Annotated in this window: 21 protein-coding genes; 15 read left to right on the top strand and 6 right to left on the bottom strand. The window is 67.6% G+C overall.

Annotated elements, in window-relative coordinates:
* Nucleotides 1-12 precede the first annotated feature (12 nt).
* Complete coding sequence (locus OG225_RS32440; RefSeq protein WP_405183443.1) at nt 13-1527, top strand: dynamin family protein; 1515 nt, start codon at nt 13-15, stop codon at nt 1525-1527.
* A 263-nt stretch (nt 1528-1790) separates the two neighbouring features.
* A complete protein-coding gene (locus OG225_RS32435) occupies nt 1791-2432 on the top strand; it encodes an endonuclease (RefSeq protein ID WP_405178646.1) in 642 nt (213 codons plus the stop codon).
* A gap of 326 nt (nt 2433-2758) precedes the next feature.
* On the opposite strand, the gene OG225_RS32430 is transcribed toward OG225_RS32435, so the two are convergent.
* The gene (locus OG225_RS32430; RefSeq protein WP_405178645.1) at nt 2759-3061 is read right to left on the bottom strand and encodes a hypothetical protein; all 303 of its coding nucleotides are present in this window, start codon (nt 3059-3061) and stop codon (nt 2759-2761) included.
* On the bottom strand, nt 3058-4764 hold the full coding sequence (locus tag OG225_RS32425) for an MFS transporter (protein ID WP_405178644.1): 1707 nt from the start codon (nt 4762-4764) through the stop codon (nt 3058-3060). Before OG225_RS32425 ends, OG225_RS32430 begins: the two co-directional genes overlap by 4 nt.
* Nucleotides 4765-4878: 114 nt before the next feature.
* Between OG225_RS32425 and OG225_RS32420 the strand changes: the two genes are divergently transcribed.
* From OG225_RS32420 to OG225_RS32395, 6 genes are all read left to right on the top strand, one after another.
* Nucleotides 4879-5382: a MarR family winged helix-turn-helix transcriptional regulator gene (locus tag OG225_RS32420; RefSeq protein ID WP_216917726.1), complete on the top strand. Its 504-nt coding sequence runs from the start codon at nt 4879-4881 to the stop codon at nt 5380-5382.
* Nucleotides 5383-5787: 405 nt separating this feature from the next.
* Complete coding sequence (gene dnaK / locus OG225_RS32415) at nt 5788-7635, top strand: molecular chaperone DnaK (RefSeq protein ID WP_216917727.1); 1848 nt, start codon at nt 5788-5790, stop codon at nt 7633-7635.
* Nucleotides 7632-8234 carry a nucleotide exchange factor GrpE gene (gene grpE, locus OG225_RS32410; RefSeq protein WP_405178643.1) on the top strand — a complete coding sequence of 201 codons (603 nt, stop codon included), beginning with the start codon at nt 7632-7634 and terminating at the stop codon, nt 8232-8234. Before dnaK ends, grpE begins: the two co-directional genes overlap by 4 nt.
* Nucleotides 8235-8291: 57 nt before the next feature.
* The gene (gene dnaJ, locus OG225_RS32405; protein WP_109523182.1) at nt 8292-9449 is read left to right on the top strand and encodes a molecular chaperone DnaJ; all 1158 of its coding nucleotides are present in this window, start codon (nt 8292-8294) and stop codon (nt 9447-9449) included.
* Nucleotides 9449-9850, top strand: coding sequence for a heat shock protein transcriptional repressor HspR (locus tag OG225_RS32400; RefSeq protein WP_405178642.1), 402 nt, complete (start codon nt 9449-9451; stop codon nt 9848-9850). The genes dnaJ and OG225_RS32400 overlap by 1 nt, the downstream gene beginning before the upstream one ends.
* Before the next feature lie 749 nt (nt 9851-10599).
* Nucleotides 10600-11769 (top strand): globin domain-containing protein, encoded by a 1170-nt coding sequence (locus tag OG225_RS32395; protein WP_405178641.1) that lies wholly within the window; start codon nt 10600-10602, stop codon nt 11767-11769.
* 126 nt (nt 11770-11895) lie between these two features.
* On the opposite strand, the gene OG225_RS32390 is transcribed toward OG225_RS32395, so the two are convergent.
* The 4 genes from OG225_RS32390 to OG225_RS32375 form a co-directional block, all read right to left on the bottom strand.
* On the bottom strand, nt 11896-12684 hold the full coding sequence (locus OG225_RS32390) for an FAD-binding oxidoreductase (protein ID WP_405178640.1): 789 nt from the start codon (nt 12682-12684) through the stop codon (nt 11896-11898).
* Nucleotides 12685-12850: 166 nt separating this feature from the next.
* Nucleotides 12851-14008, bottom strand: coding sequence for an FAD-binding oxidoreductase (locus OG225_RS32385; protein ID WP_109523185.1), 1158 nt, complete (start codon nt 14006-14008; stop codon nt 12851-12853).
* A 248-nt stretch (nt 14009-14256) separates the two neighbouring features.
* Nucleotides 14257-15168: an LLM class flavin-dependent oxidoreductase gene (locus tag OG225_RS32380; protein WP_405178639.1), complete on the bottom strand. Its 912-nt coding sequence runs from the start codon at nt 15166-15168 to the stop codon at nt 14257-14259.
* Nucleotides 15169-15179: 11 nt separating this feature from the next.
* Complete coding sequence (locus tag OG225_RS32375; RefSeq protein ID WP_405178638.1) at nt 15180-16115, bottom strand: NADP-dependent oxidoreductase; 936 nt, start codon at nt 16113-16115, stop codon at nt 15180-15182.
* A gap of 373 nt (nt 16116-16488) precedes the next feature.
* On the opposite strand from OG225_RS32375, the gene clpB reads away from it, so the two are divergent.
* From clpB to OG225_RS32340, 7 genes are all read left to right on the top strand, one after another.
* Nucleotides 16489-19044: an ATP-dependent chaperone ClpB gene (gene clpB / locus OG225_RS32370; RefSeq protein WP_405178637.1), complete on the top strand. Its 2556-nt coding sequence runs from the start codon at nt 16489-16491 to the stop codon at nt 19042-19044.
* 112 nt (nt 19045-19156) lie between these two features.
* Nucleotides 19157-20056 (top strand): DUF5666 domain-containing protein, encoded by a 900-nt coding sequence (locus OG225_RS32365; RefSeq protein WP_405178636.1) that lies wholly within the window; start codon nt 19157-19159, stop codon nt 20054-20056.
* 74 nt (nt 20057-20130) lie between these two features.
* The gene (locus OG225_RS32360) at nt 20131-21183 is read left to right on the top strand and encodes a hypothetical protein (protein ID WP_405178635.1); all 1053 of its coding nucleotides are present in this window, start codon (nt 20131-20133) and stop codon (nt 21181-21183) included.
* Between the two features lie 43 nt (nt 21184-21226).
* On the top strand, nt 21227-22039 hold the full coding sequence (locus OG225_RS32355; protein ID WP_405178634.1) for an SDR family NAD(P)-dependent oxidoreductase: 813 nt from the start codon (nt 21227-21229) through the stop codon (nt 22037-22039).
* Between the two features lie 2 nt (nt 22040-22041).
* A complete protein-coding gene (gene pyrE / locus OG225_RS32350; protein ID WP_405178633.1) occupies nt 22042-22635 on the top strand; it encodes an orotate phosphoribosyltransferase in 594 nt (197 codons plus the stop codon).
* 50 nt (nt 22636-22685) lie between these two features.
* The gene (locus OG225_RS32345; RefSeq protein WP_405178632.1) at nt 22686-23750 is read left to right on the top strand and encodes a beta-ketoacyl-ACP synthase 3; all 1065 of its coding nucleotides are present in this window, start codon (nt 22686-22688) and stop codon (nt 23748-23750) included.
* Nucleotides 23743-24450: a lysoplasmalogenase gene (locus OG225_RS32340; RefSeq protein ID WP_405178631.1), complete on the top strand. Its 708-nt coding sequence runs from the start codon at nt 23743-23745 to the stop codon at nt 24448-24450. Before OG225_RS32345 ends, OG225_RS32340 begins: the two co-directional genes overlap by 8 nt.
* Nucleotide 24451 lies beyond the last annotated feature (1 nt).

Below are 24451 nucleotides of genomic sequence, written 5' to 3'. Positions count from 1 at the left end.
AGCGAGACCGGGATCGCGCCCGGCATCGTGGCCGAGGCACATCGGCTGGTCGGTGCCGCACGGCAGGAATTCGCGCGCGAGCCGCGAGCGCGCGCGCTGCTGGTCGAATGCGCCCGACGCCTGGAGCAGCCGTTGCGGGTGGCGTTGGCGGGTTCGATCAAGGCCGGTAAGTCGACGCTGCTGAACGCGCTGGTCGGCCAGGACATCGCACCGACCGACGCCACCGAATGCACCCGCGTCGTCACCTGGTACCGCCACGGTTCGACCCCTGGCGTCACGGCATACGCCCCGGACGGTTCCACCGCCAATGTGGTGGTGCGCCGTGGCGGCGGCACCCACGGGCTGACCTTCGATCTGGAACGCCTGAACTGGAACGCGCCCGGGCCGCGCCCGGTGGATCACCTCGAAGTGGAATGGCCGTCGGCGACGCTCGCCGCCACCACCATCATCGATACGCCGGGCACCTCGTCGTTGTCGCGGGAAGTGTCGATGCGCACCGCGCGCCTGCTCACCCCGGAGGACGACCGGCCCGGTCGCGGGGCCGGGCCGGTCCTGCCCGGCGCCGACGCGGTCGTCTACCTGCTGCGCAGACTCGATGCCACCGACATCACCTTCCTCGAACGTATCGGCGCGCGCGCCGGTCGCGGCGGCCCGCTCGGTGTGGTCGGCGTGGTTTCCCGGGCCGACGAGATCGGCGCCGGTCGTATCGACGCCCTGCATTCGGCGCGTGACGTCGCGGTCCGGTTCGCGGGGGAGTTGGAGCGAACGGGCCTGTGCCAGGCCGTCATTCCGGTCGCGGGTCTGCTGGCTTTCGCCGCGGCGACCCTGCGCCAGCAGGAGTTCACGGCTTTCGAGGCGCTGGCGGGTGTCCCGGTCGACGAACTCGGCGCCGCGATGCTGTCGGTGGACCGTTTCGCCCGCCCCGATATCGCGCTCCCGGTCGTGCCGGAGTTGCGCGCGCAGCTGTCCGAACGATTCGGCATGTTCGGAATCCGTATGGCGGTCACCCTGATTCGACTCGGCGTCCGCGATTCGGCCACCCTCGCCGCCGAATTGACCGACCGCAGCGGTGTCGACGAATTACGTTCGGTTCTCGACGTGCAGTTCGGACAGCGCGCCGACCAGCTCAAAGCCCATTCGGCGCTGTCGGCGCTGGCGGGGGTGCTCGCCGCGTATCCGGGCACAGCGGCCGATCGCCTTCGTCCTCGGGTCGGCACCCTGCTCGCCGACGTGCACGGTTTCGCCGAACTCCGGCTGCTCGGTCGCCTGCGCACCGACGAATTGACCCTCCCCCCGGCCGACCTGGCCGAACTCCATCGCCTGATCGGCGGTTCGGGAATCGCCGCGCACCTGCGCCTGGGCATTCCCCCCGACACCTCCCCCGACCAGCAGCGCGTTGCCGCCGTCGCCGCCGTCCGCAAGTGGCGCGACCGCGCACGTCATCCCTTGGCCGACCAGTTCACCCGCTCGGCCTGTCTCACCGCCGCCCGCAGCGCGGAAGGGACCCTCGGCCTCTTACCCGGCTGAGCGATCACCGACGTTCCGGACATCCGCCGAGCTGTGCGGATCTGCCCCGGCGTGCGCATGCGGTCGATGATGCCGTGGCGTGGCGGCATCGTGGAATACCCGATCGACGCCTGGTTCGTGGCCGCGCCGCCGCTCGGCGTGTCCGGAATGCGCCGCGCACTTCCTCTGCGATGGTTCCCACGAAATCGTCGTTGCCACCGAAAACCGGTGTGAACAGCGCGGTACGGGGTAGGCGATCGGTATCCGAGCGTCTGGAGGTCGTGATGACTGAACGACAGATAGTCGAGGAACTTCTGGAACAGGCCGGGACCACCTTCGCGGAGGAGGCCGGAATCTCCCTCGCGGACAAACCCGCGCCGCTTTTCCAACTCTTGGTGCTGGCCGAATTGCTGAGCGCGAGAATTTCGGCCCGGGTCGCCGTCGCCACGGCGGAGGAACTCGTGAAAAGCGGCTATCGGACACCGCAGCGAGTCGCCGATGCCGGATGGCAGGAACTCATCGACGCGCTCGGCAGAGCCCACTACCGCCGTTACGACGAGAGCACCGCGACCCGTCTCGGCGAGGTCGCCACCGACGTGATCGACCGCTTCGACGGTGACCTGCGCAAACTCGCCGAGCAAGCCGACGGTGATCCGCGGCGTGCCGCACAGCTGCTCGAGGGGTTCAAGGGGATAGGCCCGACCGGCAGCGCGATATTCCTGCGCGAAGTGCAGCAGGTGTGGCCGTGGGTCCGCCCCTATTTCGATGACCGCGCCCTACAGGGCGCGCGACGCCTCGACCTCCCCGGCAAGCCCGCGGAGCTGGCCGATCTGGCCCCGCGCCGGTCGGCAGCCCTCGCCGCGGCACTGGTCCGCGTCACCCTCGACGACGACCTGGCCGAACGAGTCCACGCCACGGCGTCCTGATCGCAGTCGTCGGGAGTAGAACCTGCCGCGTCCGACCTCGGTCGGTGCCGATGGAACCCTGCGGCGTGCTGGCCTGGTCGCCGAGGGCGGGGTCGACGGCGTGTGGCCTGGTCGCCGGGCAGAGGGCTGACGGCGTGCCGCCCTGGGTCCCGGTACCGGGGTGGGCAGATCCTCGACCGTGAATTCGGTGTTCGTGACGACCGCGGCCCGCATGACGATCTCCTCGCGTCGATGATGTGCGGCCCACGTTACTGCGGTCCACCGGCTCGGATCTCCCGGCGCGGCCCTCGTGGGTGGGAGTCGCTTACGGACTCCCACCCACTGCGTCAATCCGGTTCGCGCAGCACCGGGACGACCTCCTCGCGCAGGTATACCTCCAGGTCCCGGCCGTCGCGTCGAACTTCGACAACGGTGAGGCCGTGGCGGCTCGCGCTGTCCTTCAACCAGTCACGTGAGGTCCGCTCGACGCCGCCGCCGATCACCAGGACGCGGAATCGCCTGGTGTCGAGCGCCGTCAGCGCCTCCTCGTCCGCGGTGACACCCCGGGCGGGGAATCCCCACGTCTCCAGCAGTCCGATGGCGGCATCCATCGTCGATCGGCTGCGGCCTACGACGAGTACGTCCATCACACCGGCGCCCCTTCCTGAACGCGATCGTCGAATTCGTGCGCTTCGAGTGTGGCTTCGCGCGGCAGGGCCAGGAATCCGAGGCAGACCAGAGCGAGCAGGCCGATCCCGAACCAGAGCGTGTAGCGGAAGGTGTGGGCGAAGTTCACCGCGTTGGCCTCGCTCCCGGCGTCGGTCAGTATCTGTCCGACGGTCTCGTCCTGCGGTCCCGCGGTGGAACGGCAGCTGTCCGGGATCGCGGTGGGATCGACCTGCGCGGACCGATCGCGCACGCAGGCGGCGAAATCGGCGAGTATCTCCCGCACGCCGGGTTCGGGCACCCCCGCCGCGCTCAGTTCGGCGCGCACCTGCGGGACCACCGCTTCCACGCCGCGCGCGGAATCGTGATCGAGTTGGGTGAAGAAGACGACGCCCACCAACGCGACGCCGAGCGCGGTGCCCAATTGCTGGCCGGTGTTGAGCAGGCCCGACGCCGACCCGGCCTCGCGCGCGGGCACCTGACCGAGCAGCAGATCGATGGTCGGCGCGACCACCATGCCGAAGCCCGCACCGGTCAGCAGCAGCGGGAAAACCATCTGCGGGGAGGTCATGTCCGCGCCGTAGTGGGCGGCGAGCCAGCCGTAGAGGCCGAATCCCGCGGCGTTCGCCAGTCCGCCCGCGATCAGCACCCGCCTGCCGAAACGTGGCGCGAGCACGCCGACCGACACCCCCGCCCCGATACCCGCGCCGACCGCGAAGAACACCGAGGTGAGCCCGGCCCGCATCGATGACCAGCCCAGACCCGCCTGCATGAACAGCGTCCACACCAGGAAGAAGCCGCCGAGCCCGATCCAGAACGCCAGCCAGCTGCCGAGTCCGAGGGCGAACGGGCGTGAGCGGAACAGGTCGAGGTCGACCAGCGGCGAGCCAACGGTCCGCGCCCGTCGCCGCTCGTAGGCGATGAAGGCCGCGAAGGTGGCCGCCGCCACCGCCATCATGACGAAAGTCCATGCGGGCCAATCGAGTCGGCGTCCTTCGGCGAGCGGGAAGACGAGCAGCAGCATCGCCCCGATCGCGAGCACCATGCCGATGACGTCGAGTCGCGGCGGGTTCGGCGAGCGGGAATCGTTCATGAACACGGCGGCCGCGACGAGCGCGACGATGCCCACCGGAATGTTGACCAGGAAGATCGGCCGCCACGCCAATCCGAACAGATCCCATTCCACGAGCACCCCGCCCAGCGCCAGACCGACCGCCGAGGCCGATCCGCCGACCCCGCTGTAGATCGCGATCGCCTTGGCCCGTTCCTCTTTCGGAAAGGTGGTGCGGATGATGGCGAGGATCTGCGGCACCATCAGCGCCGCCATCGCGCCCTGGGCGAAACGGGAGGCGATGAGCGCGGCGGGATCGGCGCTCAGTCCGCAGGCCGCCGAGGCGAGGGTGAAACCGGCCATGCCGACGAGGAAGACGCGTTTGCGCCCGTAGATGTCGCCGAGTCGGCCGCCGGTGATGAGCACCGCGGCGAAGGACAGTACGTAGGCGGCGATGATCCATTCTAGCTGCGAGTACTCGGCTCCCAGATCGTTCTGGATGCTGGGGATCGCGACATTGACGATCGTGACGTCGAGCAGGTCCATGAAGCCCGCCGCCAGGACGACGGCGAAGGCGATCCAGCGACGCGGATCCTGCGTGGGGGAGTCGGGCGGGTTTTCGAGGTCGGGTTCCACGGCGTTCTCTCTTCGATTCGATGGGATGTGCCGACTCCCAAACTATGCACCTTGAGTGACTATCAATCAAGATGGCAATCCTTAAGTGTGCATTAAGTGCGCTATGCTAGCGGGGTGACCGACGTCGATCCGTCCCCCGCGTCGCTGTTCGAGCGCCCGGCCTTCCTGCTCGGTCAGCTCGGTTCGCATACCGCGGGCCGCTTCTCCGACCTGCTCGAACCCGCCGGTATCGGGCCCCGTCATTTCGGCATGCTCCGGCTGTTGCGCGAACACGACGGGCAATCGCAGCAACAGCTGTGCGAGACCCTCGGCATCCATCGCAATGTCATGGTCGGATTGGTCGACGAGCTGGAGAAACGCGAACTGGTCGAGCGCCGCAAACATCCCACCGACCGGCGCGCCCACGCGGTCTATCTGCTGCCCGCGGCGCACGAGGTGCTGGCCCGCGCGTACGAGGCCGTCGACGCCCTGGAGTCGGAACTGTTCGCGAACTTCGGCGCGCAGGACAGGGCGACGCTGCTCGCACTGCTGCAACGGCTGTCGGTGGACAACGGGCTGCGTCGCGGCATCCATCCCGGACTCACCGGCGACCGGAGCGCGCCACCGCCCTGTAGCTGACCGCCCTGTGACCGACCGCCCTGTGGCACATCCCTCGGCGACACTCGGGATCGTCGGGTCACAACTGACGCACATTGTCGCGGCGCGGTGGCAGGTGCGTGTCCGTCTGACGAGAATGGCGGCGCGGGCGGACTTTCTTCGGCGTCCGGGAATCTTTTCGGCCGACCGCCCGTTGAGCCTTTCGACAAGGTTGAGTGATATCGACTCAAGTTCAAGTTGACTCCCGGACGGAATCGGGTGCAGGATTGAGCCGACCACACTCAGCATTGCTGGGACCGTGCTCCGTGAGGTGTCTGGGGCGAGGTCTCGCGGCAGCGGAAAAGCCCGACTCGGGCCCACCGCGTCGCAGGGCGGCCCCCGCCCGGCACCCACACAACAGGTTTTCGTCAACTAGGAGGAATCACCATGGCTCGTGCGGTCGGAATCGACCTCGGGACCACGAACTCGGTCGTCGCCGTTCTCGAAGGCGGCGAGCCTGTTGTGGTCGCCAACTCTGAAGGATCGCGCACCACCCCGTCCGTCGTCGCGTTCGCCAAGAACGGTGAGGTCCTCGTCGGCCAGCCGGCGAAGAACCAGGCGGTCACCAACGTCGACCGCACCATCCGCTCCGTGAAGCGCCATATCGGCACCGACTGGAACGTGGAGATCGACGGGAAGAGCTACACCCCGCAGGAGATCAGCGCGCGCACGCTGATGAAGCTCAAGCGCGACGCGGAGTCCTACCTGGGCGAGGAGATCACCGACGCGGTGATCACCGTTCCCGCCTACTTCGAGGACGCCCAGCGCCAGGCCACCAAGGAAGCCGGCCAGATCGCCGGTCTGAACGTGCTGCGCATCGTCAACGAGCCCACCGCCGCGGCCCTGGCCTACGGCCTGGACAAGGGCGACAAGGAACAGACCATCCTGGTCTTCGACCTCGGTGGCGGTACCTTCGACGTCTCGCTGCTGGAAATCGGTGAGGGCGTCGTCGAGGTCCGCGCGACCTCCGGTGACAACCACCTCGGTGGCGACGACTGGGACGAGCGCGTCGTCTCCTGGCTGGTCGACAAGTTCAAGGCCAGCGCGGGTATCGACCTGACCAAGGACAAGATGGCGCTGCAGCGGCTGCGCGAGGCCTCCGAGAAGGCCAAGATCGAGCTCAGCTCCTCGCAGAGCACCTCGATCAACCTGCCCTACATCACCGTCGACGCCGACAAGAACCCGCTGTTCCTCGACGAGCAGCTGACCCGCGCCGAATTCCAGAAGATCACCTCGGACCTGCTCGACCGCACCCGCGCGCCGTTCCAGTCCGTGATCAAGGACGCGGGCATCTCGGTCAAGGACATCGACCACGTCGTGCTCGTGGGTGGTTCCACCCGCATGCCCGCCGTCACCGAGCTCGTCAAGGAGCTCACCGGCGGCCAGGAGCCCAACAAGGGCGTGAACCCGGACGAGGTCGTCGCCGTCGGCGCGGCTCTCCAGGCCGGTGTGCTCAAGGGCGAGGTCAAGGACGTCCTGCTGCTCGATGTGACCCCGCTGTCGCTGGGCATCGAGACCAAGGGCGGGGTGATGACCAAGCTCATCGAGCGCAACACCACCATCCCGACCAAGCGCTCGGAGACCTTCACCACGGCCGACGACAACCAGCCGTCGGTGCAGATCCAGGTGTTCCAGGGCGAGCGCGAGATCGCCTCGCACAACAAGCTGCTCGGATCGTTCGAGCTGACCGGTATCCCGCCGGCTCCGCGCGGCGTGCCGCAGATCGAGGTCACCTTCGACATCGACGCCAACGGCATCGTCCACGTGACGGCCAAGGACAAGGGCACCGGCAAGGAGAACACGATCAAGATCCAGGACGGCTCCGGCCTGTCCAAGGAGGAGATCGACCGGATGGTCAAGGACGCCGAGGCGCATGCCGCCGAGGACAAGGCCCGCCGCGAGGAGGCCGAGACCCGCAACCAGGCCGAGTCGCTGGTGCACCAGACCGAGAAGTTCATCAAGGACAACGAGGACAAGGTGCCCGCGGACGTGAAGTCCAAGGTCGAGGCGGCCATCGCCGAGGCGAACGAGGCGCTGAAGGGCACCGATATCGCGGCGGTGAAGGCCGCGGTGGAGAAGCTCGCCACCGAATCGCAGGCGCTGGGCCAGGCGATCTACGAGGCCTCGGCCGCCGAGCAGTCAGCGAACGGCAACGGCACGCCGAACCCCGCCGACGATGACCAGGTCGTGGATGCCGAGGTCGTCGACGAGCCGGTCGACACGGAGAAGAAGTGACTCGGGGCAACTCCGAGCAGGAGCCGATCACCGTCGTCGACAACAGGAAGATCGATCCGGAGACCGGTGAGATCAGGGAGCAGGCGGCTGAGAACGGTTCCGCCGCCGCTGCCGAGCCTGCCGACACCAGCGGTGAGCTCGCCGAGCGCACCGCCGACCTGCAACGGTTGACGGCCGAATACGCCAACTACCGCCGTCGCGTCGATCGCGATCGCAAGACCGCGATCGACGCGGCGAAGGCCTCGGTGGTCACCGAATTGCTCGGAGTGCTCGACGATCTCGACCGGGCGAGGGCGCACGGCGATCTGGAGACCGGACCGCTGCGGTCGGTGGCCGACAAGCTCGCCGACGCGCTGCGCAAGCAGGGCCTGGAGGAGTTCGGGGCCGAGGGCGATCCCTTCGACCCGACCCTGCACGAGGCCGTGCAGCACGAGGGTTCCGGGCACGATCCGGTGATCGGCATCGTCATGCGCAAGGGTTATCGATTCGGCGACAGGGTGCTTCGGCACGCGCTCGTCGCAGTGACCGACGCGGCCGAACCGGTCGAGCCATCCGAGACAGAGGCTTCGGATGCTGATGCCGAAGCGAACAACCGGTAGACCCGCGGGAAGCCGCGAACGCCGAATATCCGACACCGTGAGAGGAGGAGAGACCGGGTGAGTCAACGGGAGTGGATCGAAAAGGACTTCTACAAGGAGCTGGGTGTCTCCTCCAGCGCCTCGCAGGACGAGATCAAGAAGGCGTATCGCAAGCTCGCCCGTGATCTGCATCCGGACGCCAATCCGGGTGACGCCAAGGCAGAAGAGCGGTTCAAGACCGTCAGCGAGGCGCACGCCGTGCTGTCGGATCCGGCCAAACGCAAGGAGTACGACGACACCCGCAAGTTGTTCGCGGGTGGCGGCTACGGCCGCGGCGGGTTCACTCCCGGTGCGGCGGGCGGATTCTCGCAGGATTTCAATATCGGCGACATCTTCGGCAACGCCAACGCGGGCGACGGTGGCCTCGGAGATCTGCTGGGCGGCCTGTTCAATCGGGGCGGCGCGCGGACGACGAACCGTCCGCGCCGCGGCGCCGATGTGGAGACCGAGACGACACTCGGATTCCGCGAGGCCGCACAGGGCGTCACCGTTCCGCTGCGGATGACCAGTCCCTCGCCGTGCACCACCTGTCACGGCAGCGGCGCGAAGCCGGGGACCAGCCCCCGGGTCTGCCCGCATTGCAACGGCGCGGGCGTCATCAGCCGCAATCAGGGCGCGTTCGGCTTCAGCGAGCCGTGCGACGACTGCCGAGGCACCGGATCGATCATCGACGATCCCTGTGTCGACTGCCGTGGCACCGGCATCCAGAACCGGACCCGCACCATCACGGTGCGGATTCCGCCGGGTGTCGGTGACGGGCAGCGGATCCGGCTGGCCGGACAGGGGGAAGCGGGATTACGCGGCGCGCCCTCGGGCGATCTGTACGTGAGCGTGCACGTGAGCCAGGACAAGGTATTCGGCCGCAACGGCGACGACCTGACCCTGGTGCTGCCGGTCAGTTACAGTGAGTTGGTCCTGGGGACAACGGTTTCCGTGCCGACGCTGGAGGGTCGGGTCGGTGTCAAGGTGCCTCCGGGCACGGCCGACGGCCGGATTCTGCGGGTGCGCGGGCGCGGTGTGCCCAAGCGCGGCGGCGGCGCCGGTGACCTGCTGGTCACCGTCAAGGTCGCGGTGCCGCAGAAGCTCGACGACAGTGCCGCCGAAGCGCTGCGACGCTACGCGGAGGCGGAACAGACCAGCGGGTTCGATCCCCGCGCCGGATGGGCAGGTGCGTAATGTCCACTGATCCGAAGAAGGCCTCCGGTGGGGCCTCGCGTGCCGAGTTCTTCATGATCTCGGTGGCGGCCCAGTTGGCGGGCATGCACGCGCAGACTCTGCGCACCTATGACCGCCTCGGACTGGTGACGCCGCAACGCACTTCGGGTGGCGGGCGGCGCTATTCGGCAAGGGATGTGGAGTTGCTGCGCGAAGTGCAGCGGCTGTCCCAGGACGAGGGCGTCAACCTGGCGGGTATCAAACGGATCATCGAATTGACCAACCAGGTGGAGGAGTTGCGGCAGGCCGTCGCCGAGATGGCGGCCGAGCTGGAACGACTGCGTGCGGGGTACCGGCCGGATTTCGCGCCGCCGCAACGCAGTACCGCACTGGTGGTGTGGAAACCACGCCACCAGCGCTGAGTTCACGAAAACTTCGGGCCCCGGCCCGGCGCACTTCGCGTGTGCCGGAATCCGGGGCCCGAAGTCGTTTCGCGGGAATACGCGCCCGGTATTCCACAGCTGTGCAAGCCCCCTGTTCACACCTGTGGACAAATACGCGTCGCCTCGGTTCGGGATCGTGTCGTGATGGGAGAGCGGGCGTCGCGGTGGTGCGCGCCGATCGGGGGAAACCATTCGGCAAACTTCCGATCGGGTCCCCGATTTCCGGACCGCATCGGAAATGGCCGGATGCCCCGGGATTTTCCCTCCCGCCGCGTGGATTCGTTAGCCGACGGTAAGCGGGTCCGGATCCGAATCCGGCCGTTCGGATTCGAGCATCGCACCGCCGGATCGTCGGTCGCCCGCAGCCCTCGCCCCGCTCGCGTTCCGCCTCCGCCCGACCCGTATCGGCGGCGGGTGACCGCGCTCGAGTTGCCGAAAAGTCGCTCCGGGGACAGGATTCGGACGAAGCTTGCAAAACGGATCGTGCGAATTCGGTGGATGGATGTCCGAATCGACCTGGTATTATCGGTCTTTCAGTCGGTTTCTCGCATGTTTCTCATTATCCATCCTCGTTTCGTAGAAATTACACGCTTGATGTTTAACAGTGACGTTCCGTAGCTGGCAAACCTCGCCTACACTCCTTGGCATCGGCTGCTGACGAGTGTCCCGCGGCATCTCACTCGCTGGCACGTTATGTGTTCCGAGTGCGAAATGGGGTTGTGACGCAAATGGATTCGCGCACCGTCGCTTTGATCAGAACCACGTTCAAGGCGGTTGCTGCGGAGGAGGGGGGTCCGGAGAAGCTGGCCAGTTCGTTCTATGCGACATTGTTCACGGACTACCCCCACGTCCGCGATTTCTTTCCCGCGGCGATGGACTCGCAGCGTGACCGGCTGGTCAAGGCCATTTCCTACACGCTCGATCGGCTCGAGGAGCCGAACAAGTTACTACCATTCCTCGCCCAACTGGGGCGCGACCATCGCAAATACGGCGTCAAGCCGGAACATTACGTCGCGGTGGCCACCTCGCTGAAAACCGCGATGCGTCGCTTCGCCGGTACCGAGATGTGGACCGACGAGGTCGAGCAGGCATGGGACGACGGATTGACCGTCATCGCCGAGACCATGATCGGCGCGGCAGACCAGGAGAAGACGCCCGCGGTCTGGTCGGGCACCGTCATCGAGTCCCGTTCGGTGCTGCGCAATCTCACCGTCGTGCGACTGCAACTGGACAAACCGATGAGCTATGCCGCGGGCCAGTACATGAGCGTGCAGGTGCCGTCCCGGCCGCGGATGTGGCGCTACCTCTCACCCGCCGTGCCCGCGAACGCCAACTGCGAGATCGAATTCCACATTCGCAGCGTGCTCGGCGGCTGGGTCAGTCCGGCCATCGTCGGCCAGACCCAACTGGGGGAGACGTGGCTGCTCGGTTCGCCGCTCGGCGGTCTCGGGGTGCCCCGCAACACCAAGCGCAAGATGTTGATGATCGGCTGCGGCACCGGAATCGCGCCGCTGCGCGCGCAGATCATGTCGATGGCGCAGCGGCGAACCAATCCCAAGGTGCACCTGTTCGTCGGTGGTCACTATCCGTGCGATCTGTACGACCTCGAGACGCTGAGCCGACTTGCCGTGGCGAATAAATGGCTCACCGTCACCCCGGTGGCGGAGAACGACCAGAACCCGTGGTGGTATGTCGATTCCGGTGAACCCACACCGGAATTACCCGGTCTGGAACCACGGATCACGGGACAGATCGGCAAGATCGTCGCGGGTTTCGGGTCGTGGGCCGATCGCGATGTGCAGATCGTCGGTTCGCCATCGATGGTGCAGACCACCAAATTCCGGCTGATGGCGGCCGGTACCGAGACGAAGAACATCCGGCACGATCCGCTGTTCTGACCGGATCCTGCCCGGCGGCGGCTCTTCGTCCGGGCGAAGGCCGGGATCCAGGCGGGTGACTACTATCCGCGAGTCTGCGAATGGATCCCGGCCTTCGCCTGGACGAAGATCACCGCACCGGGATGGTCAGAGTCCTTCGACCTGGATGCGCTCGGCGGGCGTCCCGGTTTCGAGCAGACGATCCACCGTCGATCGCGTCATCCCCGGCGACCCGCAGACCAGTACCTGATGCGAGGTGAAAGCCCCGTGCGAGCCGACCACATCGGCGAGGCTGCCCTGAAGCAATTCGTCCTGTGAGAAGCCGATATCGACCTGGGAACGCCGGTGCCACTCGTCGATCCAGGAAGGATCCTCGGTGTTGTCCACCACCGGAACCACGGTGAGCCAAGGGAGTTCGTCCGCCAGAATGCTCAGCATATCGGCGGCGTACAGGTCGCGCGGGTAGCGTCCGCCGACGAACAGGTAGGTGCGCGGCGGCTCGGTTCGCCTGGCCAACTCCAGGATCATCGCCCGCATCGGCGCGAGGCCGGTGCCGCCCGCGATCATCACCACGTCGTCGCCGTCCGGATCGACCCGGAAGGAACCCGCGGGAGCCGAGATCCGCCATTCGTCACCGGCTTCGGTATCGACCACCAGTTGACCGCTGAGCCATCCGCCCGGCACCGTCCGCACGTGGAATTCCAGTTTTCCGTCGAGCGAGGGCGGGAGGGCGGGCGTGAGCCGACGCCGCACCTCCGGCTGCTGCGGCACCCTGACCTCCACCGACTGCCCCGCGGCGAAGGGCACGAATTCACCGATCAGCCGGATCACGGCGACATCGTGGCGCAGCCGGTGGTGCCCGACGACCGTTGCGGTCCACTCGGGCGTCGCGTCGAACGGCGCGGCGCCGTTGCCGCGCGTGCTCGGATCCGTCATCAGTTCTCCTGTGTCCAGCGGGTGTGCCCGCGTGCCGTCGCCGTGGTCGGCATCGGGCGATCATGCCGCATCGGCGCGGGTGTGTCCGTGGGGCCCGGTGGCCGGCGCAGCCCGGATGAGCACCGTGCCGTCCGCGTCGATCGGTCGCCCGGAAGTGGATCGAGGCTCATACCGGATCGGCGCTGATGATGTGCTCCGGCGTGCCGACGGCGATCAAGGCCCTGCGGGTGTCCTCGATCATGCGCGCCGAACCGGCGATCTGGATCTGGCGATCGGCCCACGCGCCGAAGCTGGCGACCACCGCGCCCAGATTCCCGATCAGCCGCCGGTGCATGCCGTACGGGGCATCGGACGGCGGATGCGGGTACCACCACGGGTTGGTCTTCTGCTCGCATACCGGCACGATGGTGAGCCACGGATTGCTCTGCGAGAGCTGCCACATGTTCTCCACGTCGTACAGGTCGCACGGGTAGCGGCCGCCGATGAAGAAATGCACCCTCGGATTGATACCGCGCTGGCCCATCTCGATGAGCTGGGCGCGCAGCGGCGCGATACCGGTGCCCGCGCCGATCAACAGCACATCCCGGCCGCTCTCACGATCGATGTGCAAACCGCCTAGCGGACCTGCCACCTGCCAGCGGTCGCCGACCTTCGTCTCGTTGACGATCGCCGGGCTGACCCAGCCGCCCCGGATCTTGCGGACGTGGAATTCGATCTCACCGTACGGATTGGCCGGGATCGCGGGCGAGAAGTATCGCCACATCTTGGGCCGCTGCGGTATCGCGACCGGTACGTACTGGCCCGCCTGGAAGGGGATCACGCCGTCCGATTGCAGCCGGACGATCGCGAGATCCTCCAGCACCCGGCGATGGCCGACCACCGTCGCCTCCCAGAAGGGCTGCGATTTGTCGGAGTTGGCGCCGATGGCCATCGACGCCGAGATCAGGATCGTGATGTCGGTCCAGCCCTCTTCGAGGCCGCGATGCCAGCCCGCGCCGTTGAAAACCCGGAACGCGGTGAGTAGGGCGCGGCCCGCCGCGTCGTAATGTGCGGCCGTCACCCCGTATTTGCGGTGGTCACGTGCCAATTGTTCCAGGAACTTCTGCGCCCGCGACCAATCCTCCAGATTGTCGAGGACGAACTGGATCGCGGTCACCAAACGTTTCGCCTGCATGTCCATCGCGGGCGGGAAGAGCTCGCGTAACTGCGGGTTATCCGCGAACAGGTGACCGTAGAACGCGCTGATCAACCGCTCGGACCCGTGCGGTGATTCGATCACCGCACGGAAATTGGCGCGGACCAGCGCTGCCGAACGCGCATCCACGACGTGGAGCTTCCTTTCCCTCGTGTAGCTCAGGGACGTATCCGTAACCGGCGGTCCGCCGTCAAGTATCCCTGAAAAATCCCGTGGTCGTGTGGGTATGGGGCCGGGTGGGCCCGCTCGACGGTGAACCGTGGGCAAACCCGGCCGGATAACCCCACGACGAACGGTCGAGGGGGCGTCGGATCCACCCGATGGGAATTATGAGGCCAAGCAGCGCGAATCAGCACGCTGGGGTCGGCGCACCCCGGTCATCGAGCCGCGGTCTCGGCGCGAACGGCCGGGACCACCTGTTCAGCGTACCGGCGGAACTGATCGAAGGGTTCGCCCTCGATCGGCCAGAAGACGAATCCGTCGACGCGCTGGTCGCGGTGCAGGGCGACGAGGTCGTCGACCCAGCGCGCCACCGGGCCCTCCAGGAAACCATGATCGGTCCGGTCGTCGGTGATGGTGCCGGAGACGTTGTAGACGCGGCGTACCTCGGCCGGGTCGCGTCCGGCGGTCGCGGCGGCGTCGTCGATGCGTTTGTTGGCCTCGTCGAGGAATTCCGGCGGAGCCCAGCTGGAGGACGGCAACCAGCCGTCGGCGGCGTACCCGGTCAGGGCCAGCATCCTCGGCCCTTTCGAGCCCAGCCAGATGCCGGGCCGGTGCCGCGGCGTCGGCCCGGGGTGCGCGCCGTCGAGGGTGTGGAAATTGCCGACCACCCGCACCGCGCGTTCGTCACTCCACATGGCGCGCACCACCGCGATCGCCTCGCCGAGGGCCCGCACCGCGTCGCCGTCGCTGAGCCGGGGACCGCCCATGGCGGCGACGGCGTCCCTGAACGCCCCCGCGCCCAGTCCGAGATGCACGCGGCCTTCGGTCATGATGTCCAGCGACGCCACGGATTTGGCGAGAACCGCCGGATTGCGCAACGGCAGGTTCGCGACATCGGGGAAGTAGCTGATGCGCGAGGTGCGCACGGCCAGCGCCGTGATCAGCGTCCAGGTATCGAGGAATCGACGCTGGTACGGGTGATCCTGGATACCGATCAGATCCAGACCCGCGCCGTCGGCGTATTCGGCCACCGCGAGCAATTGCGCGTAGTCGTCGGCCTCGGGGATCAGGAAGAGGCCGAATTCGATATCCGCGTCATGCTTTTCGTGCCGGAATGGGAATCGCACCGATTCGCCGTTCAGATGGCCAGCACCGTCTTGCCGCGCGCGCCGGGCGCGCCGATCACCGACGCAGCCTCCGACAGCGGCACGGTGGCGGCGACCGGGATCACCACGTCACCCTGGTCCACCCGGTGCAGCAGCCGCGCCAGCTCGGGTGCGGCGCCACGGGATTCGATATTGCCGCCCCGGATCTCGCGTTCGCGCAGGCGCTGCTCGTCGGCCGATCCTATGGTCGAGTAGACCGCGCCGCCCGTCCGGACGAGTCGCGTCAGGTCGGCCAGCGCGTCCGGCGGACTGACCAGGTCGAACAGCACGTCCACGCCGTCGGGATGGGTGAAGCGCACCGAATCCTCGACGGGGGCCCGGTGGTAGTCGACGGTTTCGGCCGCGCCGAGCCTCGCCATCTGGTCGGCGTCGGCGGGTCCGGCGGTGGCGATGACGTGCGCGCCCGCGATATTGGACAGCTGAACGAGGAAGGACCCGACACCGCCGGTCGCCCCGACGATCAACACCTTCTGTCCCGGCCGGATGGCGGCCGCGTCGACCAGGTCCTGCGCGGTGACGCCCGCCGTCGGTAGCGCCGCGGCGGCCAGCGTGGTGATCTTGCCCGGAATATGGACCAGCGTGGCGTCCTCGGGTAGCACCGAGTATTCGGCGAAGCTGCCGTGACCTGCCGGTGGTACCAGGAATTTGCCCACCACGCGGTCGCCGACCTCGAATCGAGTGACGCCGGGACCGACGGCCGACACGGTGCCCGCGCCGTCGACCCCGAGGATCATCGGGAAGTCGTGCGGCAGCGCGTTCTTCAGGTAGCCGGTGGCCATGCGCAGGTCGAAGGGGTTGACGCCCGCCGCGGTCAGTTGCACTTGGACCGCCCCCGCGCCCGGTTCGGGTACCGGCATCTCCGCGGTCTCCATCGGCTCTCCGAATTTCCGTACCACGATCGCGCGCATCGACTGGCTCCTTGTCCGGGATCAATACTGAGACGTCAACTGACGGCGGTTACCTCGTTGTCGGCGGCCGTGCCTGCGTCCGGCCGAGCGCGTGGGCCGCGGTGCCCGCGTTCACTAAGCAATCCCTACACCACGCGCGCCCGGATTCATCGCATTCGGAAGTGAGCGGCGTAGCGTTCACCACCGGACGCGGCCGCGGACGACACCCGATCGGAACCCGGCGAAAATTATCGAACTTGAGCGGAACAGACTCAACCTTTTGGACGTTGGACGGTGTGAACGCGGCATCGGAAAACGGGCCGGGCTCGCCGCCCGATCCCGGGGCCGGGCCGTGTGAATGGACACCGTGAATCAACGACGTAGGAAGGTGCTCGTGGACTCGTTCAATCCCACCACCAAGACCCAGGCGGCGCTGACCGCCGCACTGCAGTCGGCCTCGGCCGCGGGTAATCCGGAGATTCGTCCGGCGCACTTGCTGGTGGCGTTGCTGGATCAAACCGACGGTATCGCCGCTCCTTTGCTGAAGGCTGTCGGAACCGATCCGGCGACGGTACGACGCGAGGCACAAGAGATCGTCGACCGGCTGCCGCGCGCCACCGGCGCGACCACGACCCCGCAGCTCGGACGCGAGGCGCTGGCGGCGATCACCGCCGCTCAGCGTTTGGCGACCGAACTCGGTGACGAATACGTCTCCACCGAACACGTCCTGGTCGGATTGGCGCAGGGCGATTCGGACGTGACCATGCTGTTGACGAAGTACGGCGCGACCCCCGACGGGCTGCGTGAGGCGTTCACCACCGTGCGCGGTAGCGCCAGGGTCACCAGCCCCGATCCCGAGGGCAGCTATCAGGCGCTGGAGAAGTACTCCACCGATCTGACCGAGGCGGCGCGGGCGGGCGAACTCGATCCGGTGATCGGGCGCGACACCGAGATCCGCCGCGTGGTGCAGGTGCTGAGCCGTCGGACCAAGAACAATCCGGTGTTGATCGGTGAACCCGGTGTCGGCAAGACCGCGATCGTGGAGGGTTTGGCCCAGCGCATCATCGCCGGTGACGTGCCGGAGTCGCTGCGCGGCAAATCCGTGGTCTCCCTCGACCTGGCCGCCATGGTGGCGGGCGCGAAATATCGCGGTGAGTTCGAGGAGCGGCTCAAGGCCGTGCTCGAGGACATCAAGAACAGCGCGGGACAGGTCATCACCTTCATCGATGAGCTGCACACCATCGTCGGCGCGGGCGCGACCGGTGAATCGGCGATGGACGCGGGCAACATGATCAAGCCGATGCTGGCCAGGGGTGAGTTGCGCCTGGTCGGCGCGACCACCCTCGAGGAATACCGCAAGTTCATCGAGAAGGACGCCGCCCTGGAACGCCGTTTCCAGCAGGTGCTCGTCGGTGAGCCCTCGGTGGCCGACACCATCGCCATCCTGCGCGGCATCAAGGAACGCTACGAGGTGCACCACGGTGTGCGCATCACCGATTCGGCGTTGGTCGCGGCGGCGGCGTTGTCGGATCGCTACATCACCTCCCGGTTCCTGCCGGACAAGGCGATCGACCTGGTCGACGAATCGGCGTCGCGGCTGCGCATGGAGATCGACTCCCGTCCCGTCGAGATCGACGAGGTCGAGCGCGCGGTGCGCAGGCTCGAGATCGAAGAGGTCGCGCTGAGCAAGGAGACCGACGAGGCGTCCAAGGCGCGGCTGGAGAAACTGCGCCAGGAACTCGCCGACGACAGGGAGAAACTGAACCAGCTCACGACCAGGTGGCAGAACGAGAAGAACGCCATCGACGGGGTCCGCGTCCTGAAGGAGGAACTGGAATCGCTGCGCGGGGAATCCGAGCGGGCCGAACGCGACGGTGATCTCGGCCGGGCCGCGGAATTGCGTTACGGCCGGATCCCGGCACTGGAGAAGAATCTGGCACAGGCCGAGCAGGTCTCCAAATCGGCCGCCGACGGTTCGGTCATGCTCAAGGAGGAGGTCGGCCCCGACGATATCGCCGAGGTGGTCTCCGCGTGGACCGGCGTCCCGGTCGGGCGGCTGCTCGAGGGCGAGACCCGGAAACTGCTGCGCATGGAGCAGGAACTGGGTCAGCGGGTCGTCGGTCAAATGGAGGCCGTCACAGCTGTCTCCGACGCGGTGCGCAGAGCGCGCGCCGGGGTCGCCGACCCGAACCGTCCGACCGGCTCGTTCATGTTCGTCGGCCCGACCGGCGTCGGTAAGACGGAACTGGCCAAGGCCCTGGCGGACTTCCTGTTCGACGACGAACGCGCCATGGTCCGCATCGATATGAGCGAGTACAGCGAGAAGCACGCGGTGGCCCGCCTGGTCGGCGCGCCCCCCGGGTATATCGGCTACGACCAGGGCGGTCAACTCACCGAAGCGGTGCGGCGGCGGCCGTACTCGGTGGTGCTCTTCGACGAGATCGAGAAGGCCCATCCCGATGTCTTCGACATCCTGCTCGCCGTCCTCGACGAAGGCCGCCTCACCGACGGTCAGGGGCGGACGGTCGATTTCCGCAACGCCATCCTCATCCTGACCTCGAACCTGGGTGCCGGCGGCGACCAGGAATTCGTCATGAACGCGGTGCGCTCGGCGTTCAAACCGGAATTCCTCAACCGGCTCGACGACGTGGTCATGTTCCACGCGCTCGACGAGGAACAACTCCAACACATCGTCGACATCCAACTCGCCCAACTCCAGAAACGGCTCGCCCAACGCAGGCTCACCCTCGACGTCGGCGATTCGGCCAGATCCTGGCTCGCGGTGCGGGGCTACGACCCGGCCTACGGCGCCAGACCGCTACGCAGACTGATCCAGCAGTCCATCGGCGACACCCTCGCCAAAGCACTACTGGCCGGAAAGATCATCGACGGCGACACCGTGAAGGTGAATGTCAGCAAGGACGGCGACACCCTGATCGTCGGTGAGTAACTCGCGCGCCGCGCGCGGATTTCGGGTCCGCGCGCGGCGCGTTGCCGTACACGCGCCCGCCATCGGCGCGACCTGATCGCCGGATGCGCGGACCCGGCATATCGTGGAGGCCATGACGAACCCGAAGGATCCCTGGGGACAACGGCCGGACGATGCGCCGACCGAACACCTCGGTTCGCCGGGGCAGTCCGGATTCGACAGGTCCGCCCACACCGACGACCCGACCGTCGCCTACGGCGGCAACGACCCGACCGTCGCCTACGGCGGCACGAGCGACCCCACGGTCGCCTACGGCGCCGGTGCGCCCGAGACGTCGAGGTATCCGCAGGCGGAGCAATTCGAACCATGGGCGCCGCCCCCGCCCAACGCCACCCAGCAGATGCCGACCCACGAAAGCCAGTGGGGCGGTTACGAGAGCGGCGGCGCACCCTACGACAGCGGGTACGGCAACCAGTGGGCGGGCCGCCATGGGCAGCCCGGCGCGATGCCCCCCAGCGGACCGCCGCCCGGCGGCTACGGCCCGGGCGAACCGCCGCCACCCAAGCGCAACACCGGACTGTGGATCGCGCTGGCGCTCGGTGTGATCGCGCTGATCGCCGTGGTCGGCGTCGCCGCGGGAGTTCTGCTCGGCAACAAGGAGTCCGAGCCGTCGTCGAACGCGGCGGGTACCAGTCGCGTCTTCCCCACGCTCGGTCCGTCCTCCACCGGCGTGCAGCCGTCGGATCCGGTTTCGCCGAGCGGTGTGCCGGGTCTGCCCGGCCTCGACGGCATCGGCGCGACGATGGGAACCATCAGCGCCAACGACGGCGCCACGCTGACCCTGAGCACTCTGTCGGGCGATACCGTCACCGTGCGGACCAGTGCGAAAACCCAGGTGATCTCGCTGTCGAGTACGAAGGTCAGCGAACTGCCCGTCGGCGATGTCGTGATGGTGCAGGGCGACGAGTCCGCGGACGGTTCCATCGACGCGAAACTCATCATCAGCGCCGCGCTGCCGGGGGGACCGCGATGAACCGCGCCGCCATCCGGCCCGGCGCGCGACCAAAGGCGGGCTCTGCCCGGCCAGGACCATTAGGGTAGAGCGCGATGACGGCAATGTGGTTCGGGTTGGCGGCGATCGCACTGGTTGGTGCGATCGTGTTGCTGTATTTCGATCGGGTCCAACGGCAGCGGACCGGTCACGCGCGGCAGGTCTGGGCGAAGGCGCAGGGGTACACGTACGTATCGGTGGAACCGGCGCTGCCCGCGACCTGGCGTCGCGGCGCGCTGGCCAAGTTGGGTTACCTGTCCGCGGTCGACGTGGTCTCCGGTATCCGCAAGGGCGAGAAATTCGTCCTGTTCGATCTGGAGGACGCGGCGACGCTGGTCGCGGTGCGCAGGCAGATCGGCTCGGATATCGACGTGGACATGCGGCTCAAATCCGCGTCGCCGCCCAAGGACGCCGATCTGGAACTGCTCGGCGCGATCGGTGACAGGGTCGTGTTCGCGACCAACCCGGAAATCGCCAGGCACGCCGTCGACCAGCGGATGGTCGCCTTCATCGAGGGCCTGCCCGATACCGTGCAGATGCTGTGGAGCGAGGGCAACTGGACCCTCGGAATGCTCTCGGTCGGCACCTCGGCCAAGGACTGGGAGACCGCGATCGACGCGGTGCTGCGGCTGTCCGGCCTGCTGCACGTGCTGCCCCCGGTCGCCGAACCGCGCGGAACCGATTCCGGCAGTCACGATCCCGGCAGGCCGCATCCCAAGCGTCGGCCCGCCGAGACCGATCACGACGATGAGGCCGAACCCGCGCGTGGGTCGGTATCCGACGTCGAGTCCGAACGCCCCCGCGAGGGCCGCGCCTACGCGGGCCGCCCCTACGACGGGCCGCTGGACGCCGAATCGTCGCGCAGGCCGTCGCTGGCGGTGGTCCCGGATTCACGGCCGCGCGTGCGCGAGGACAGCGGAGCACGGGTCGCCGATTCCGAGGACTCCGCCGACGACCGTCGCGGGGAGCAGCGCCCTCCCGAAGTACGTGACGAGGACGAGCGTTCCGACGAGGTGCCCGCCGCGCTGTCGCGCGAGGAGGCCCCCGAACAGCCCGGCGGGCCGTTCCACCCGGGATTCCGTCCGTACCAGGGCCCCGTACCGAAATAGAACCGCGTGTCCACGGTGACCCGCTCGATTGGATTGCGTCGCAATGACCGATAGTGCCGATTCCGCGCGTCTTCCCGGCGCGACCAGACCCGTCGCGTTGATCACCGGACCCACCTCCGGTATCGGCAACGGCTTCGCCCAGCGCCTCGCCTCGCTCGGTTACGACCTCGTGCTCGTCGCCCGCGACAAGGACCGACTGACGGCGCTGGCGGAGGAAATGGAGCGCAAATTCACCACCCGCTCGGAGGTGCTCGCGGCCGATCTCGCCGACGCCGACGATCGTGCGAAGGTCGCCGCCCGCGCCGCCGAGGGTGTCGAATTCCTCGTCAACAACGCGGGTTTCGCGCATTCGGGCGAATTCTGGACCCTCCCGTACGAGCAGTTGCAGGCCCAGCTCGATGTCAACGTGACCTCGGTGCTGCAATTGACCCACGCGGCGTTGCCCGCCATGATCGCCGCGGCCAAGGGTTCCATCGTCAATGTGGCCAGTGTGGCGGGTCTGGTGCCGGGACGGGGCTCGACCTATTCGGCCTCCAAGTCCTACGTCGTATCCTTCACGGAAGGGTTGGCGGATGGTCTGGCCGGAACAGGTGTCCGCATCCAGGCGCTGTGCCCCGGTTTCGTCCACACCGAATTCCACGAGCGTGCAGGTATCGAGATGACTTCGCTGCCGAAATCGCTGTGGCTGTCCGTCGAGCAGGTCGTCGCCGGTTCGCTGAGCGATCTGGACAAAGACCGGGTGATCAGCGTGCCCGGTGCGCAGTACAAGGCGCTCACCACGGTGGCCGGGCTGGTGCCGCGAACCCTGCAGGTCCGGATCAATCGCGGCCTGTTCAACTCACGCGGAAGGACTTAGACATGATCGACGAGGCGACATCGCATGATTCCGCTCTCGGCGCCGAGGTCGGCTCCCAGGCCGGTTCCGACCGTGATCGATTGGCCGCGCTGGTGCGCGAACTCGCGGTGGTGCACGGCAAGGTAACGCTGTCCTCCGGCAATGAGGCGGACTATTACGTCGACCTGCGTCGCGCCACCCTGCACCACCGGGCCGCGCCGTTGATCGGCCGGTTGCTGCGCGAGCTGGTTGCCGACTGGGATTTCGAATCGGTCGGTGGGCTCACCATGGGCGCGGACCCGGTGGCGTTGGCCGTGATGCACGCGCCGGGCAGACCCATCAACGCGTTCGTCGTCCGTAAGGCCGCCAAGACACACGGCATGCAGCGTCAGATCGAGGGCCCGGATATCGTCGGCAAGCGCGTGCTGGTCGTCGAGGACACCACGACCACCGGAAATTCCCCGCTCACGGCGGTGCGCGCGTTGCGTGCGGCCGGTGCCGAGGTGGTCGGTGTGGCGACGGTCGTCGACCGCGAAACGGGGGCGGATCAGGTCATCGCGGCCGAGGGACTGGAGTATCGCTCGATCCTCGGTCTCAAAGATCTTGCGCTGGGATAGCCTGGTCACAGGTTTAGTTGTCCGAACGGCAGAGGACGTGTGAGTCACCAGTGGTGAGCATTGCAGTCAATAAGAGTCGCGAGAATGTTGCGATGCTCGGAATCGGTGCGTACCGCCCCCAGCGCGTGGTGAGCAACGCCGAGGTGTGCGAGACCCTGGACTCGACACCCGAGTGGATCTTCGAGCGCACCGGAATCCGTACCAGGCGCTGGATCAGTGGTGACGAGACGCTGCGATCGATCTCCGCGGCCGCCGGTGAGCGCGCCCTGGTGAACACCGGAATCGACCGGACGAAAATCGGCGCGCTGATCCTATGTACGTCGAGCTGGCTCAAACTGACCCCGCACGGCGCCCCGACCGTGGCCTCGGACCTGGGCCTGAACGGTATCGCCGCGTTCGACCTCACCTCCGGCTGCGGCGGCTTCGGCTACGGGCTCGGTGTGGCCGCCGACCTCATTCGCGCCGGTTCGGTCGACTACGTCCTGGTGATCGGCGCCGAGACGATGACCGTCGGCCTGGACCCCAACGACCGCGGCACCGCCATGATCTTCGGTGACGGCGCGGGCGCGGTCGTGGTCGGTCCCAGCGAGGAGAACGGCATCTCGCCGACGGTCTGGGGCAGCGACGGCGAGAACGCCGAGGCCATCGCCCAGGACGTGAACTTCCTCGAGTACATGGACAGGGCCCAGGCGTTGCAGGGCACCGACCCGTCGGTCGAGGCCGTCGGCCGGATGGCGCTGCGGATGGAGGGCCCGCGCGTATTCCGTTGGGCCGCCGTCACTCTGCCGCGCGCGCTGTCGAACGCGCTCGAGGTGTCCGGTGTGTCCAAGGAGGACATCGAGGTCTTCGTGCCGCACCAGGCCAACGCACGTATCAACGAGTTGATGAAGAAGAATCTCGGCCTCGCCGACGATATCCCGATGGCCAACGATATCGAGAACACCGGCAACACCTCCGCCGCCTCCATTCCGCTGGCGATCGAGGAGATGCTGGTGACCGGTAAGGCCAAGGGCGGGCAGACCGCGCTGCTGCTCGGCTTCGGTGCCGGTCTGAGTTACGCGGGTCAGGTCGTCACGCTGCCGCCCGCCCCCAAGGAGCCGAGCTTCGGTGCCTGATTCGCCGCGTCCTTTCCGGATCGGTTTCCTCGCGGCCGCTGCCGTCACCGTCTACGGTGCCGTCACCGGCCGCGACTCGTTCCAGCGGGCGGCGAAACCGCTGCTGATGCCGCTGCTCGCGGCCGATGTGGTTACCTCGCCCGCGTCGCTGGACGGCACCGATCGCCGCGTGCTGCTCGGTTCGCTCGCCGCGGCCACCGTCGGCGACGTCCTGCTCATCGAACCGGACGATGATCGTCGCCTGGTGGTGGGCGCGTCGTTCTTCGCGGTGATGCAGACCGGCTATTCGACGCTGTGGCTGCGTCGCGGCGCCCGCCCGACCGCGGCCAACGCCGTCCCGCGCGTGGTCGCCTGGCTCGGCGCCGCCGCGCTGTTGCGCGACAGGGCGCCGTCCGTCGCTGCGCCGCTGACCGCCTACGGCGCGACACTCGGCACCGCCGCCGTGCTGGCCTCGGATCCGGCGCTCGCACCCGACGCGAGACAGATCGCCGGGCTGAACGTTCCCGGTCCCGATCCGCGCAGTCGTCTCGGCCTCGGCGCGCTGCTGTTCACGGTCTCCGACGGGCTGATCGTGGTGCGGCGGCTCTTCGCCCGCACCGAGCGATCTCGCCGGATCTCCGAAGGCGTGATCCTCGGCACCTACGCCGCCGCCCAGTATCTGCTCGCCGATCCGCGCGCCCATGCGAAAACATCGCGCTAGC

Origin of the sequence: Nocardia sp. NBC_01377, assembly GCF_045040005.1 — a bacterium.
Lineage (GTDB): Bacteria > Actinomycetota > Actinomycetes > Mycobacteriales > Mycobacteriaceae > Nocardia > Nocardia noduli.
This window is presented reverse-complemented; position numbering and strand designations above follow the sequence as displayed.

Excerpts from the sequence above, each read along its gene's own strand:
- OG225_RS32435 (WP_405178646.1), top strand. The coding sequence starts at position 1,791 with ATGACTGAACGACAGATAGTCGAGGAACTTCTGGAACAGGCCGGGACC.
- dnaK (WP_216917727.1), top strand. The coding sequence starts at position 5,788 with ATGGCTCGTGCGGTCGGAATCGACCTCGGGACCACGAACTCGGTCGTC.
- OG225_RS32400 (WP_405178642.1), top strand. The coding sequence starts at position 9,449 with ATGTCCACTGATCCGAAGAAGGCCTCCGGTGGGGCCTCGCGTGCCGAG.
- OG225_RS32395 (WP_405178641.1), top strand. The coding sequence starts at position 10,600 with ATGGATTCGCGCACCGTCGCTTTGATCAGAACCACGTTCAAGGCGGTT.
- OG225_RS32390 (WP_405178640.1), bottom strand. The coding sequence starts at position 12,684 with ATGACGGATCCGAGCACGCGCGGCAACGGCGCCGCGCCGTTCGACGCG.
- OG225_RS32375 (WP_405178638.1), bottom strand. The coding sequence starts at position 16,115 with ATGCGCGCGATCGTGGTACGGAAATTCGGAGAGCCGATGGAGACCGCG.
- OG225_RS32365 (WP_405178636.1), top strand. The coding sequence starts at position 19,157 with ATGACGAACCCGAAGGATCCCTGGGGACAACGGCCGGACGATGCGCCG.
- OG225_RS32360 (WP_405178635.1), top strand. The coding sequence starts at position 20,131 with ATGACGGCAATGTGGTTCGGGTTGGCGGCGATCGCACTGGTTGGTGCG.
- OG225_RS32355 (WP_405178634.1), top strand. The coding sequence starts at position 21,227 with ATGACCGATAGTGCCGATTCCGCGCGTCTTCCCGGCGCGACCAGACCC.
- pyrE (WP_405178633.1), top strand. The coding sequence starts at position 22,042 with ATGATCGACGAGGCGACATCGCATGATTCCGCTCTCGGCGCCGAGGTC.